Origin of the sequence: Lelliottia sp. 489 (assembly GCF_050435885.1) — a bacterium.
GTDB classification, from domain to species: Bacteria; Pseudomonadota; Gammaproteobacteria; order Enterobacterales; family Enterobacteriaceae; genus Enterobacter; species Enterobacter nimipressuralis.
This window is the reverse complement of the sequence record NZ_JBNDLC010000006.1, coordinates 151007-166166: the sequence shown is the minus strand read 5'-3', so window position 1 is coordinate 166166 and position 15160 is coordinate 151007. Positions and strand designations below refer to the sequence as shown.

Sequence of the window (15160 nt, the reverse complement as noted above, 5' to 3'; positions counted from 1 at the left end):
TGACGGCTCTATCAATGCTTCAGGCTTGCCTTTATACTACCGCGCGATTGTTTAGAAACTGCCCAAGTGAAACTAAATGGGAAATCTCCAGTGAAGTTCGTAAAGTATTTATTGATCCTTGCATTCTGTTGCATTCTGCTGGGAGCAGGCTCGATTTATGGTTTGTACAAATATATTGAGCCGCAACTACCCGATGTCGCCACACTGCGTGATGTGCGACTCCAGATCCCAATGCAGGTCTATAGCGCCGATGGCGAGTTGATCGCCCAGTACGGCGAAAAACGACGTATCCCGCTGACCCTTAACCAGATTCCCCCGGTGATGGTGAAAGCCTTTATCGCCACGGAAGACAGCCGTTTTTACGAACACCATGGCGTCGATCCGGTGGGGATTTTCCGTGCCGCCAGCGTCGCGCTGTTCTCTGGTCGTGCCTCTCAGGGGGCGAGTACCATCACGCAGCAGCTGGCGCGTAACTTCTTCCTGAGCCCGGAAAAAACCCTGACGCGTAAGATCAAAGAGGTGTTCCTTGCCATTCGCATCGAGCAACTGCTGAGCAAAGACGAGATCCTTGAGCTTTACCTCAACAAGATCTATCTGGGCTATCGCGCCTATGGCGTAGGTGCAGCAGCGCAGGTCTATTTCGGTAAACCTGTCGATCAGCTGACCTTAAGCGAGATGGCGACCATTGCCGGTCTGCCGAAAGCGCCGTCAACGTTCAACCCGCTCTACTCCCTCAACCGCGCCACTGCGCGTCGTAACGTGGTGTTGTCGCGCATGCTGAGCGAAGGCTACATCAGCCAGACTGAGTACGATCAGGCGCGCAACGACGCCATCGACGCCAACTATCACGCGCCGGAAATCGCCTTCTCCGCCCCCTATCTGACCGAAATGGTTCGACAGGAGATGGTCAGCCGTTACGGCGAGCAGGCGTATGAAGATGGCTACCGGATCACCACTACCATCACCCGCAAAGTGCAGCAGGCGGCACAGCAGGCGGTACGTAACAACGTGATGGATTACGACATGCGCCACGGCTACCGTGGCCCGTCGAACGTGCTGTGGAAAGTGGGCGAAAGTGCATGGGACAGCAAAAAAATCATCGACTCCCTGAAAACGCTGCCGACCTACGGGCCGCTGTTACCGGCTGTGGTCACCAGTGCCGATCCGCAGGAAGCCACCGCGATGATGGCCGACGGCACCTCCGTGTCGCTGCGCATGGACGGTATCCGCTGGGCGCGTCCGTATCGCTCTGATACAGCGCAAGGCCCGACGCCGCGTAAAGTGACCGATGCAGTGCAAACCGGACAGCAAATCTGGGTGCGTCAGGTGAACGACGCGTGGTGGCTGGCGCAGGTTCCCGACGTGAACTCCGCGCTAGTGTCGATCAATCCGCAAAACGGTGCCGTGATGGCGCTGGTTGGCGGCTTTGATTTCAACCAGAGCAAATTCAACCGTGCGACGCAGGCGCTGCGCCAGGTCGGCTCGAACATCAAACCGTTCCTGTATACCGCGGCGATGGATAAAGGTCTGACGCTGGCGAGTATTCTCAACGACGTACCGATTTCACGCTGGGATGCGGGTGCCGGTTCCGACTGGCAGCCGAAAAACTCCCCGCCGGAATATTCTGGCCCTATCCGTTTACGCCAGGGTCTTGGGCAGTCCAAAAACGTGGTGATGGTTCGCGCGATGCGCGCAATGGGCGTCGATTACGCGGCAGAGTACCTGCAGCGCTTCGGCTTCCCGGCGCAAAATATTGTGCATACGGAATCGCTGGCCCTCGGCTCCGCCTCCTTTACGCCATTACAGGTGGCACGCGGTTACTCGGTGATGGCTAACGGCGGCTTCCTGGTCGACCCGTATTTCATCAGTAAGATTGAAAACGATCAGGGCGGCGTGCTGTTTGAGGCGAAACCGAAAATCGCCTGCCCGGAGTGCGATATTCCGGTGATTTATGGCGATACGCCAAAATCAAACGTGCTGGATAACAAAGATATGGAAGACGTTGCTCAGTCGCAGGAGCAGCAAAACGCCGTCGTTCCGCAGCCGCAGCTTGAGCAGGCAAACCAGGCGCTGGTCGCCCAAAGCGGCGCGCAGGAGTATGCACCGCACGTGATCAACACGCCGCTGTCGTTCCTGATCAAAAGCGCGCTGAACACCAACATCTTTGGGGAACCGGGCTGGCAGGGTACGGGCTGGCGCGCGGGGCGTGATTTGCAGCGCCACGATATCGGCGGTAAAACCGGCACCACCAACAGCTCGAAAGACGCCTGGTTCTCAGGTTACGGCCCGGGCGTGGTGACCTCCGTGTGGATCGGTTTTGACGATCACCGCCGCGATTTAGGTCGCACGACGGCATCCGGCGCGATTAAAGATCAGATTTCGGGTTACGAAGGTGGAGCGAAGAGTGCGCAGCCAGCCTGGGATGCTTACATGAAAGCGGTTCTTGAGGGCGTACCAGAGCAGCCGCTTACCCCTCCGCCGGGTATCGTGACGGTGAATATCGATCGCAGCACCGGTCAGTTAGCGAACGGTGGCAACAGCCGGGCAGAGTATTTCATCGAAGGCACGCAGCCGACCACACAGGCAGTGCATGAGGTGGGAACCGAGCTTATCGATAACGGCGAGACGCACGAGTTGTTCTAAGAAGTAAAATGCAAAACGGCAGCCCTGGGGCTGCCGTTTTTAACAATCCAGGCCGGGTAAGCTTAATACCTCACCCGGTTTTTACGCGCTACAGCCGACCCTGTCCTTTCAGCCATTCCCTCACCAGGAACAGCGCACTCACGTTACGAGCTTCGTTAAAATCGGGTTCTTCCAGCAGATCCATCAGATGCGCCAGTGGCCAGCGCACCTGCGGCAGCGGCTCAGGCTCATCCCCTTCCAGCTTCTCCGGATAGAGATCTTCTGCCAGCACGATATTCATTTTGCTGGAGAAATAGGACGGCGCCATGCTCAGCTTTTTCAAAAACGTTAGATCTTTCGCGCCAAAACCCACTTCTTCTTTCAGCTCGCGATTCGCCGCTTCAAAAACGGTTTCACCGGGATCGATAAGCCCTTTCGAGAAACCCAGCTCATAGGATTCTGTGCCCACCGCATATTCGTGGATCAGGATCAGGTGATCGTCCACAATGGGGATGATCATCACCGCCTCGCGCGTGGAGGGCCGCATACGTTCATATACGCGACGCACGCCGTTGCTGAACTCCAGGTCGACACTTTCCACCGTAAACAGGCGTGATTTGGCGACGGTTTCAACATTCAGAATGGTGGGCTTTTGTAAGGGTTTGCTCATCTTGATGGGTCTTTGCTGTGTGAACTGAGTGCATTGTGCGATACGCCGCACGGTTTCGGCAATGTCAATCGCTCTTTATTTACATTTTTGCAACGTATCGTGAGTTAATCCTCATTTCACAACAAAAGTCAAGAGGTTGAAATAACTCCAGGAATTTGCTGATATCCCGCCTTCGCTGCCTTTGCTATTATCTCCGGTCACTGGGATGCGCTTCAAAACGCTCAAGTTCGACTCCATACTTGCCGATAGCCAACCACAGAGACTCATTCACGGTAAAGGGTGCAACTGACAACACCTGAAGATAAGTAAGATGGGGAAAGCATGAGCACCATTCTAATAATTTTCGTTGCTATGCTGGCCTGCGCATTGCTCGCAGGGTGGTTATTCAGGCGTCGGGCACAACGGCAATACCGTCTGCCTTTTTTAAACGCCTTTGCCGGAGCCACCACGCGTAAGCTCGCACCTGAAGAGCGCAGCGCGATTGAAAATTACCTTGATACGTTGAACCGTGTCCTGCAGACGCCAGGCCCGACCGGCGCCAGCACCCCGCCCATCTCCCTGACGCTGAACGCGCAAAGCGATACTGTGCTCTGCGTGACGCGCTCGATCACCCGCTACGGCATTAACACCGACGATCCCAATAAATGGCGCTACTATCTCGACTCCGTCGAGGTGCATCTGCCGCCGTTCTGGGAACAATATATTAATGACGAAAATAGCGTTGAGCTGATCCATACGGATTCCATCCCGCTGGTGATTGCCCTGAATGGTCATACACTGAGCGAATATGTTCAGGAAGCGCCGCGCTTTGCGCTGGAACGCACCAGCGGCACGCAGGCGTCCATTCGTGGCGAAGAGACCGAGCAGATCGAACTGCTGAATATTCGCCAGGAAACCCACGAAGAGTACGCCCTCAGCCGCCCGGACGGCATTCGTGAAGCGGTCCTTATTGTTGCCGCCTTCCTGCTCTTTTTCTTCTGCCTGATGACGCCCGACGTCTTCGCACCGTGGCTCGCAGGCGGCGCCGTTCTGCTGCTGGCCGCAGGCCTGTGGGGATTGTTCGCGAAACCGGCCAAAACCGCGCTGCGGGAAATCCACTGCCTGCGCGGTACGCCAAAGCGCTGGGGGCTGTTCGGCGAGAACGATCAGGAGCATATCAACAACATTTCGCTCGGGATTATCGACCTGATCTATCCCCGCCACTGGCAGCCGTGGATCGCTCAGGATTTAGGGCAGAAAACCGATATCGATATTTACCTCGACCGTCACGTCGTGCGTCAGGGCCGTTTCTTATCGCTTCATGATGAAGTGAAAAACTTCCCGCTGCAGCACTGGCTGCGCAGTACCGTCATCGCCGGTGGCGCTGCGCTGGTGCTGGCGATGCTGATTTTGCTGGTGCCGCTCGATATGCCGATCAAATTCACTCTTTCCTGGATCAAAGGCGCGCAAACCATTGAAGCCACCAGCGTTAATCAGCTGGAAGAGGCCGGTGTGCGCGTGGGTGATACGCTGAAGCTGAAAGGAACGGGCATGTGTAATATCCATGCGCCTGGCACCTGGAACACGCGGCAGAATTCACCGTTTACGCCGTTTGATTGCTCACAAATCATCTGGAACGACGCCCCACCGCTGCCGCTGCCGGAATCAGACACGGTCAGCAAAGCGACAGCCCTGACGCAGGCGCTGAGCCGCCAGCTTCATCCAAAGCCGGAAGACAACTCCCGTGTAAGCCAGTCCCTGCGCGCCGCGATTCAGAAATCCGGAATGGTGCTGCTGGATGATTTTGGCGACATCGTGATGAAAACCCAGGATTTATGCTCTGCGGAAGATGAGTGTGTACGTCTCAAAAACGCGCTGGTGAATCTCGGGAACAGCAAAGACTGGGAAGCGCTGGTGAAACGCGCTGACGCAGGGCGTCTCGATGGCGTGAACGTTCTGCTGCGCCCGGTGAGTGCCGAATCGCTTGAGAATCTGGTGACTACCTCCACCGCACCGTTTGTGATGCGGGAAACCACCCGCGCGGCACAGGCGTTAAACAGCCCGGCACCGGGTGGGTTTGTGATTGTCAGCGACGAGGGCAGCGATTTGGTCGACCAGCCTTATCCGCCGGTGGCCCTGTATGATTATCCGGCTCAGGATCAGTGGGGCGAATTCCAGCGCCTGGCGCAGATGCTGATGCAAACGCCGTTCAGTGCCGAAGGGATTGTGACGGGCATTTTCACGGACGCCAACGGCACGCGCCACGTTGACCTGCACCGTATGCCGGACAGCGCCGGATTGTGGCGTTATATCGGCACCACCCTGCTGATGCTGGCAATGCTGGTGTGCATTATCTGGAACGGGATTGCCGCCCTGCGCCGCTACCAGCGCTCGCGCACGCGTCTTGCCGAGATCCAGCAGTACTACGAGAACTGCCTCAACCCGCAGCTCATCCCCGCGCCTGACAGCCTGATCGGATAATACCGCTGCGCGACAGTTATGCTACCCTGTCGCGCACGTTTCTTCTGGCTGGAGAGTTCCCCTCATGCATCTTGATATTGCCTGGCAGGACGTTGATACCGTCCTGCTGGATATGGACGGCACGCTGCTCGATCTCGCATTTGATACCCACTTCTGGCAGAAACTGGTGCCTGAAACTTATGGCGCGCAGCAGGGCATCACTCCGGCAGAAGCGCAGGATTATATTCGCCAGCAGTATCACGCCGTGCAGCATACGCTAAACTGGTACTGCCTGGATTACTGGAGCGAAAAGCTCGGGCTGGATATCTGCGCCATGACCACCGCCCAGGGGCCGAACGCGGTGCTGCGCGACGATACGGTGCCATTTTTGGATGCACTAAAAGCGAGCGGCAAGCGACGCATTTTGCTGACCAACGCGCATCCGCACAATCTGGCGGTAAAGCTCGAACATACCGGGTTAGCGTCGCACCTTGATTTATTACTTTCCACCCACACATTTGGTTATCCGAAAGAGGATCAGCGATTGTGGCAGGCCGTGGCGGAAGAGACCGGTTTGCAGCCCGAAAGAACCTTGTTCATTGATGACAGTGAACCGATTCTGGATTCGGCGGCAAAATTTGGTATTCGCTATTGTCTGGGCGTGACGAATCCTGATTCCGGCCTGGCGGATAAAAGCTATCTGCGGCATCCGGCGCTGAACGACTATCGCCGAATGATCCCCTCACTCACCGTGAAGGAGACGCCATGAAAGAAAAACCCTCCGAAGGGGTAAGACTGGATAAGTGGCTATGGGCCGCCCGTTTTTATAAAACGCGCGCGCTGGCCCGTGAAATGGTCGACGGGGGAAAGGTGCACTACAACGGGCAGCGCAGCAAGCCAAGTAAACTTGTCGAACTGAATGCCACCCTGACCCTGCGCCAGGGAAACGATGAACGCACGGTGATCGTCAAAGCCGTTACCGAGCATCGTCGCCCGGCTGCCGAAGCGGTTCTGATGTATGAAGAGACGGCGGAAAGCGTTGAAAAGCGCGAGAAAGTGGCGCTGGCTCGCAAGATGAATGCCCTCACTATGCCGCATCCGGACAGGCGACCGGATAAAAAAGAACGTCGCGATCTGATGAAATTTAAACACGGCGAACACGAGTAATCGCCGTTTAAAGAGAGAAAATTATGTCCCAACACGACCAATTACATCGCTATCTGTTTGAGCAATTTGCCGTTCGCGGCGAGCTGGTGACGGTATCCGAAACCTGGAAACAGATCCTCGAAAACCACAGCTATCCTCAGCCCGTGAAAAACATCCTTGGCGAACTGCTGGTGGCGACCAGCCTGCTGACAGCGACGCTGAAGTTTGCAGGGGATATCACCGTGCAGCTGCAGGGCGACGGCCCGATGACCCTGGCGGTGATCAACGGCAATAACCAGCAGCAGATGCGCGGTGTGGCGCGCGTGCAGGGTGAGGTGCCGGAAGGTGCTGATTTGAAAACGCTGGTCGGCAACGGTTTCCTGGTGATTACCATTACGCCAGAAGAAGGCGAGCGCTATCAAGGCGTAGTGGGTCTGGAAGGCGATACGCTGGCCGCGTGCCTGGAAGATTACTTCCTGCGTTCCGAACAGCTGCCAACACGCCTGTTTATCCGCACCGGTGAAGTGGACGGTCAACTGGCGGCGGGCGGTATGCTCCTGCAGGTTCTGCCTGCCCAGAACGCACAGGGCAACGATTTCGAGCATCTGGCGACACTGACCGAAACCATCAAAGCAGAAGAGCTGTTTACGCTGCCTGCGAATGAAGTGCTGTGGCGTCTGTATCACGAAGAAGAGGTGACGCTTTACGATCCGCAGGACGTGGAGTTCAAATGCACCTGTTCCCGTGAACGTTGCGCAGGCGCGCTGCGTACTCTGCCGGACGAAGAGATCGACAGCATCATGGCTGAAGATGGCGAAATCGATATGAACTGTGATTACTGTGGTTCTCACTACGTGTTCAACTCGATGGATATCGCCGAGATCCGCAACAACGCCTCCCCGGCGGATCCGCAGGTTCATTGATGCCCTCCCCCCTCACGCCCGGTGAGGGGGAAAATTCCCTTTTAAGCTGAATCGTTTTTCGTAATGTAATCCTTACGTAACTTTCTTACATGTATGCGATTACATTCACATTCTTCCGGTTAAATACTCCATGTTTTAACCTTTTGAGAACATTTCCCCCCACAAAAAAGCGAATCCTGCGATAATCCGCCCTGCTTCGTGACAGGAGTCACAGCGTTTTCCGTCAGGAAGGGTTTTGTCCAGATACGTAAATCTATGAGCCCCGTCGCGGTTAACATCCTAAGAAAAACCCTACAATTTCAGGCAGTACATATTGGCTAAGGAGCAGTGACATGCGCGTTAAAGACTTAACCCCGCAAGATCTCAAGGCTTATGGTATCAACGACGTCCAGGAAATCGTCTACAACCCCGATTACGATACGCTGTATCAGGAAGAGCTCAATCCAGCACTGGAGGGATACGAGCGAGGTGTGTTGACGAACACTGGTGCTATCGCCGTGGACACCGGGATTTTTACCGGCCGTTCGCCGAAAGATAAGTATATCGTCCGTGACGACACTACCCGCGATACGCTGTGGTGGGCAGATAAGGGCAAAGGGAAGAACGACAACAAGCCGCTCTCCCAGGAAACCTGGCAGCATCTGAAAGGACTCGTCACGAATCAACTCTCCGGCAAGCGATTGTTTATTGTTGATGCCTTCTGTGGCGCCAATGCCGACACTCGCCTCTCCGTTCGCTTTATCACCGAAGTCGCCTGGCAGGCGCATTTCGTGAAGAACATGTTTATTCGCCCGACCGATGAAGAGTTACAGGATTTCGAGCCTGATTTCATCGTCATGAACGGCGCGAAATGCACCAACCCGCAGTGGAAAGAGCAGGGCCTGAACTCGGAAAACTTCATTGCCTTCAACCTGACCGAGCGCGTCCAGCTGATTGGCGGCACCTGGTACGGTGGCGAAATGAAGAAAGGGATGTTCTCGGTGATGAACTACCTGCTGCCGCTGCAGGGCATTGCCTCCATGCACTGCTCCGCTAACGTGGGCGAAGACGGGGACGTGGCCGTGTTCTTTGGTCTCTCCGGGACCGGGAAAACCACCCTCTCCACCGATCCTAAGCGCCGGTTAATTGGCGACGATGAACACGGCTGGGACGACGACGGCGTGTTCAACTTCGAAGGCGGCTGCTACGCCAAAACGATCCGTCTGTCGGCCGAAGCCGAGCCGGACATTTACGGCGCCATCCGCCGCGATGCGCTGCTGGAAAACGTCACCGTGCTCGCTGATGGCACCGTTGATTTTGACGATGCCTCGAAGACCGAAAACACCCGCGTGTCGTATCCGATCTATCACATCGATAACATCGTCAAACCGGTCTCCAAAGCGGGCCACGCCTCGAAGGTGATCTTCCTGACCGCCGATGCCTTTGGCGTGCTGCCACCGGTTTCTCGCCTGACGGCCAGCCAGACGCAGTATCACTTCCTGTCGGGCTTTACCGCGAAACTGGCGGGCACTGAGCGCGGTGTGACGGAGCCAACCCCAACCTTCTCCGCCTGTTTCGGCGCGGCGTTCCTGTCGCTGCACCCGACGCAGTACGCAGAAGTGCTGGTGAAACGCATGCAGGCTGCAGGCGCGCAAGCGTATCTGGTGAACACCGGCTGGAACGGAACGGGGAAACGTATTTCCATCAAAGATACGCGCGCCATTATCGACGCGATTATCGATGGCTCGCTGGACGATGCGGAAACCTTCACCCTGCCGATGTTCGATCTGGCAATCCCAACGGCGTTGCCGGGCGTAGATACCCATATCCTCGACCCGCGTAATACCTACGGCTCACCGGAACAGTGGCAGGAGAAGGCAGAAGCCCTTGCGAAGCTGTTTATTGAGAACTTTGAGAAGTACACCGATACGCCAGCAGGTGCGGCGTTGGTGAGTGCAGGACCGCAGCTGTAAGAAGCTGTAAATAGTGTCGGGTGGCGCTGCGCTCACCCGAACTATAAAGCATGAGAAGGCCGGGTAAGCGTAACGCCACCCGGCTTTTTTTAATTCTCTTTCACCTGCCCTCGCGTCACCGGGACTGGCAGCCACGCGCGGATGCTCAACCCACCCCGTTCGCTGGTACCAATCTCCAGCAGCCCGTTATGGTTATCCACAATACGCTGCACAATCGCCAGCCCTAATCCGGTGCCGCTGGTGCTGCGCGCGCTGTCGCCGCGTACAAACGGCTGGAACAGATGTTTACGCTGTTCAGGCTTGATCCCCGGACCGTCATCTTCCACCTGGAACCAGGCGCGATTCAGTTCGGAGCCACTACTGACTTTGATCCAGCCATTGCCGTAGCGCGCCGCGTTGACCACCATATTGGCGACCGCGCGCTTGATAGAGAGCGGGTGCATACGCACCTGAATTTCGCCCGGCTGCAGTGCCGTATCGATTTCACGCTCGTAACCACTCTCTGCGGCCACCACTTCGCCCAGCACCCCGTTGAGATCCGCCATCTCCATCGGCATCTCCTGACCGGTACGCAGGTAATCGATGAACTGCTCGATGATTGCGTTACACTCTTCGATGTCCTTGTTGATGGACTCCGCGAGATAACCGTCCTCTTCGCCCATCATCTCTGTCGCCAGGCGAATGCGCGTCAGCGGTGTGCGCAGATCGTGGCTCACGCCCGCCATCAGCAGCGTACGATCGTCTGCCAGCTGCTTCACCCCTGCCGCCATATGGTTGAACGCGCGCGTAACCGATCGCACTTCAGAAGCACCGTATTCACGCAGCGGCGGCGGAATAATACCTTTCCCCACCTGCAGGGCCGCATGCTCAAGATCGACCAAGGGTCGGTTTTGTATTCGGATAAACAGCCACGCGCCACCTATCGCCATCAGCATGATCGCCAGGGTGTAGCGGAACAGCGGCGAGAAATCGCCCTGATGGATTTCAGTCAGCGGGACGCGCACCCAGATATTGGGTGACAGCCAGGTTTTCAGCCAGACGACCGGCGAGCTTTTGTTGACCTCAACGCGCACTTCCGTTGGGCCGCCCAGCTGCTGCGCCATCTGCTGGCTTAAGAATTCGTAGTGTTGCGCCCAGCGCAGACCTGCGTCTTCCGCCGCCTCGTTTGAGTACAGCGAAATGCCCAGCTCACGATAAATCTCACGGCGGAACGCCGGAGGCACCACCAGCTGCGTGCCGTCCTCAAGCTGCAGTTTATCGGTCATCAGCATACGGACTTCGTAGGCTAACACCTTATTAAACTGCTGCAGGCTTGGCAGAATCGCGAAGTTCAGCACCACCAGATACGTCGTCACCAGGCTGACGAACAGCAGGGTGACGATCAGTAACAGGGTACGGGCAAACGAGCTGCGCGGTGAAAAGCGCATTCGCTTCATGCCTTAGAACCGTCCGGCACGAAGACGTAGCCCAGACCCCAGACGGTCTGAATATAACGAGGATGCGCAGGATCTTCTTCGACCATGCGGCGCAGACGGGAGATCTGTACGTCGATGGAACGCTCCATGGCGGAGTATTCGCGACCGCGTGCCAGGTTCATCAGTTTATCGCGGGACAGCGGCTCACGCGGATGGCTCACCAGCGCTTTCAGCACCGCAAATTCACCGCTGGTGAGTGGCATCGGCTCATCTTCGCGGAACATTTCGCGGGTGCCGAGGTTCAGCTTGAACTTACCGAAGGCAATCACCGCTTCTTCCTGAGACGGTGCGCCCGGCAGTTCGTTCGCCTGACGACGAAGTACAGCACGGATACGCGCCAGTAGCTCACGCGGGTTAAACGGTTTAGGAATGTAGTCGTCGGCGCCAATTTCCAGGCCCACGATACGGTCAACTTCTTCCCCTTTCGCCGTCACCATAATGATCGGCATCGGGTTGCTCTGGCTGCGCAGACGACGGCAGATGGAGAGCCCGTCTTCGCCAGGAAGCATTAAATCGAGCACCATCAGGTGGAACGATTCACGGGTAAGCAGGCGATCCATTTGCTCGGCGTTCGCCACGCTTCGAACCTGGAAGCCCTGCTCGGTCAGATAACGCTCCAGCAGCGCACGCAGGCGCATGTCGTCATCCACGACCAGAATTTTATAGTTCTCTTGCATTGTATGTACTCCCAAAGGCCCGGATAGTGTTTCAGTACGTATTCTAAAAAAGTGCACGTCTACGACCAGCTAAATCTGGTATAAATTCTAGTCGAAATTGTTACAAAGCATATTTAACAGGAGCTTATCTGCACATTTCATCACATAAATCATTATTAATCCTGTCTGGTAAGCTATGTGGTACGTAATGTGCGTAATGCCTGTCATTGAGTAGAGTCTTAAAGGTCATCCCATGAAAACGCCGCTGATCACCCGCGAAGGGTACGAAAAACTCAAAAAAGAGATGGATTACCTCTGGCGGGAAGAGCGCCCGGAAGTGACCAAAAAAGTGACCTGGGCAGCCAGTCTTGGCGACCGCAGCGAGAACGCTGACTATCAGTATAATAAAAAACGCCTGCGCGAGATTGATCGCCGGGTCCGTTATCTGACTAAATGCCTCGAGAACCTGCGAATCGTGGATTATTCACCGCAGCAGGAAGGCAAAGTCTTCTTCGGCGCATGGGTAGAGATCGAGAACGATGACGGCGCGACCCGGCGTTTTCGCATTGTCGGCTACGATGAAATTTTTGGTCGTAAGGATTACATCTCAATCGACTCGCCGATGGCCCGCGCGCTGCTGAAAAAGGAAGTCGGCGATTTAGCCGTCGTCCAGACACCTGCCGGGGAAGCCAGCTGGTACATCAACGAAATTGAGTACGTTAAATAGTCCGAGAGCGCCCTCCACGACTGGCATTTTGCCGTGCCAGTCCGTATAACTATCCCCTGTTTTTCGACAAACCAGATGACAAAGCCATGATGAAAGATTCGCTCTGCCGCATTATTGCGGGTGAACTTCAGGCCAGAGCCGAACAGGTAGAAGCTGCCGTTCGCCTGCTTGATGAAGGGAACACCGTGCCGTTTATTGCACGTTATCGTAAGGAAGTCACCGGCGGTCTGGATGACACGCAGCTGCGCAACCTGGAGACCCGTCTGGGCTACCTGCGTGAGCTGGAAGATCGTCGCCAGGCTATTCTCAAATCCATTGGCGAGCAGGGCAAACTGACCGATGCGCTGGCAGGTGCCATCAACGGCACAATGAGTAAAACCGAGCTGGAAGACCTCTATCTGCCGTACAAACCTAAGCGCCGCACCCGCGGGCAGATTGCGATTGAAGCAGGCCTCGAGCCGCTGGCCGATCTGCTGTGGACTACGCCGTCGCACGATCCCGAAACGGAAGCCGCGAAATTTATCGATGCAGAAAAAGGCGTGGCCGACACCAAAGCCGCCCTTGATGGCGCGCGCTACATTCTGATGGAGCGTTTTGCCGAAGACGCCGCGCTGCTCTCCAAAGTGCGTGATTACCTGTGGAAAAATGCCCACATCGTCTCTACCGTCGTGAGCGGTAAAGAAGAGGAAGGCGCGAAATTCCGCGACTACTTCGATCACCATGAACCGATTTCAACCGCCCCATCGCACCGCGCGCTGGCCATGTTCCGTGGCCGCAACGAAGGTGTGCTGCAACTCTCTCTCAATGCCGATCCGCAGTTCGACGAGCCGCCGAAAGAGAGCTACTGCGAGCAGATTATTACTGACCATCTCGGCCTGCGCCTGAATAACGCCCCGGCAGATAGCTGGCGCAAAGGCGTGGTGAGCTGGACCTGGCGCATCAAAGTGCTGATGCACCTCGAAACCGAACTGATGGGCACCGTGCGCGAGCGCGCAGAAGACGAAGCGATCAATGTTTTTGCCCGTAACTTGCATGATCTGCTGATGGCTGCCCCGGCGGGTCTGCGCGCAACGATGGGTCTCGATCCGGGCCTGCGTACCGGCGTGAAAGTGGCCGTCGTCGACGGCACCGGCAAACTGGTCGCGACTGATACCATCTATCCACATACCGGCCAGGCCGCGAAAGCCGCCGTTGTGGTTGCCGCCCTGTGTGAAAAATACAACGTTGAGCTGGTGGCGATTGGTAACGGCACCGCCTCCCGTGAAACTGAACGTTTCTTCCTCGATGTGCAGCAGCAGTTCCCGAAAGTGACCGCGCAGAAGGTGATCGTCAGCGAAGCCGGTGCGTCGGTCTATTCCGCGTCCGAACTGGCGGCGCTCGAGTTCCCGGATCTGGACGTTTCCCTGCGCGGCGCGGTCTCTATTGCCCGTCGACTGCAGGACCCGCTGGCCGAGCTGGTGAAAATCGATCCGAAATCCATCGGCGTGGGTCAGTATCAGCACGACGTCAGCCAGACTCAGCTGGCGCGTCGTCTGGATGCGGTGGTGGAAGACTGCGTGAACGCCGTCGGCGTGGACCTGAATACCGCCTCCGTAGCCCTGCTCACCCGCGTGGCGGGCTTAACCCGCATGATGGCACAGAACATCGTTGCCTGGCGCGATGAGAATGGCCAGTTCCAGAATCGTCAGCAACTGCTGAAAGTGAGCCGTCTGGGGCCGAAAGCCTTCGAACAGTGCGCGGGCTTCCTGCGTATCAACCACGGCGATAACCCGCTGGACGCCTCTACGGTTCACCCGGAAGCCTATCCGGTCGTGGAGCGTATTCTGGCCGCCACGCAGCAGGCTCTGAAAGATCTGATGGGCAACAGCACCAACCTGCGCGATCTGAAAGCTGTCGATTTCACCGACGACAAATTCGGTGTGCCGACCGTAACCGACATCATCAAAGAGCTGGAAAAACCAGGCCGCGACCCGCGCCCTGAGTTCAAAACGGCGAAATTCGCCGAAGGCGTGGAGACGATGAAGGATCTGCAGCCGGGCATGGTGCTGGAAGGCGCGGTCACCAACGTCACCAACTTTGGTGCCTTTGTCGACATCGGCGTCCATCAGGATGGCCTGGTGCATATCTCATCGCTGGCGGATAAGTTCGTGGAAGACCCGCACACCGTGGTCAAAGCGGGCGATATCGTGAAGGTAAAAGTGCTGGAAGTGGATATGCAGCGTAAGCGTATCGCGCTCACGATGCGTCTCGACGAGCAGCCAGGCGAAACCAACGCCCGCCGCAGCAACGGAGGTGGTGCGCGTGAGCAATCGCGTCCAAACGCGAAAGCCGCGAAACCTCGCCCTCAGGCGCAGCCTGCCGGTAACAGCGCGATGATGGATGCGCTGGCCGCCGCGATGGGCAAGAAGCGCTAACGTTAAATACATTTGCCCGGCCTGTGTATCCCCTGGCCGGGCAAACACGTTCCCGCCCGGCAATCAGACCCCACAACATTAAAATAAATAAGAATGTACTCACTCATTATTTATTAAATATGGAACCGATTGCATA

General features: G+C 56.5%; 11 protein-coding genes. 8 read left to right on the top strand and 3 right to left on the bottom strand.

The window, feature by feature from the left end; translation table 11 throughout:
- Positions 1-90 precede the first annotated feature (90 nt).
- Positions 91-2643 (top strand): peptidoglycan glycosyltransferase/peptidoglycan DD-transpeptidase MrcA, encoded by a 2553-nt coding sequence (gene mrcA, locus ABIE11_RS17820; protein ID WP_429185011.1) that lies wholly within the window; start codon positions 91-93, stop codon positions 2641-2643.
- 88 nt (positions 2644-2731) lie between these two features.
- Here mrcA and nudE read toward each other — a convergent pair whose 3' ends face one another.
- Positions 2732-3292: an ADP compounds hydrolase NudE gene (nudE, locus tag ABIE11_RS17815; RefSeq protein ID WP_100778602.1), complete on the bottom strand. Its 561-nt coding sequence runs from the start codon at positions 3290-3292 to the stop codon at positions 2732-2734.
- 321 nt (positions 3293-3613) lie between these two features.
- On the opposite strand from nudE, the gene ABIE11_RS17810 reads away from it, so the two are divergent.
- From ABIE11_RS17810 to pckA, 5 genes are all read left to right on the top strand, one after another.
- The gene (locus ABIE11_RS17810; protein WP_429185010.1) at positions 3614-5752 is read left to right on the top strand and encodes an intracellular growth attenuator family protein; all 2139 of its coding nucleotides are present in this window, start codon (positions 3614-3616) and stop codon (positions 5750-5752) included.
- A gap of 64 nt (positions 5753-5816) precedes the next feature.
- Positions 5817-6500, top strand: a complete 684-nt coding sequence (yrfG, locus tag ABIE11_RS17805; protein ID WP_102105332.1) for a GMP/IMP nucleotidase — start codon at positions 5817-5819, stop codon at positions 6498-6500.
- A complete protein-coding gene (hslR, locus tag ABIE11_RS17800; protein ID WP_100778599.1) occupies positions 6497-6898 on the top strand; it encodes a ribosome-associated heat shock protein Hsp15 in 402 nt (133 codons plus the stop codon). Before yrfG ends, hslR begins: the two co-directional genes overlap by 4 nt.
- Before the next feature lie 23 nt (positions 6899-6921).
- Positions 6922-7800 carry an Hsp33 family molecular chaperone HslO gene (gene hslO / locus ABIE11_RS17795; RefSeq protein WP_100778598.1) on the top strand — a complete coding sequence of 293 codons (879 nt, stop codon included), beginning with the start codon at positions 6922-6924 and terminating at the stop codon, positions 7798-7800.
- Between the two features lie 332 nt (positions 7801-8132).
- Positions 8133-9752 (top strand): phosphoenolpyruvate carboxykinase (ATP), encoded by a 1620-nt coding sequence (pckA, locus tag ABIE11_RS17790; protein WP_429185009.1) that lies wholly within the window; start codon positions 8133-8135, stop codon positions 9750-9752.
- A gap of 89 nt (positions 9753-9841) precedes the next feature.
- On the opposite strand, the gene envZ is transcribed toward pckA, so the two are convergent.
- The gene (gene envZ, locus ABIE11_RS17785; RefSeq protein WP_429185008.1) at positions 9842-11188 is read right to left on the bottom strand and encodes a two-component system sensor histidine kinase EnvZ; all 1347 of its coding nucleotides are present in this window, start codon (positions 11186-11188) and stop codon (positions 9842-9844) included.
- Positions 11185-11904 carry a two-component system response regulator OmpR gene (ompR, locus tag ABIE11_RS17780; protein ID WP_001157751.1) on the bottom strand — a complete coding sequence of 240 codons (720 nt, stop codon included), beginning with the start codon at positions 11902-11904 and terminating at the stop codon, positions 11185-11187. Before ompR ends, envZ begins: the two co-directional genes overlap by 4 nt.
- Before the next feature lie 232 nt (positions 11905-12136).
- Between ompR and greB the strand changes: the two genes are divergently transcribed.
- Both greB and ABIE11_RS17770 read left to right on the top strand, forming a co-directional pair.
- Positions 12137-12610, top strand: coding sequence for a transcription elongation factor GreB (gene greB / locus ABIE11_RS17775; RefSeq protein ID WP_429185006.1), 474 nt, complete (start codon positions 12137-12139; stop codon positions 12608-12610).
- An 86-nt stretch (positions 12611-12696) separates the two neighbouring features.
- On the top strand, positions 12697-15024 hold the full coding sequence (locus ABIE11_RS17770) for a Tex family protein (RefSeq protein ID WP_100778594.1): 2328 nt from the start codon (positions 12697-12699) through the stop codon (positions 15022-15024).
- Positions 15025-15160: the final 136 nt, after the last annotated feature.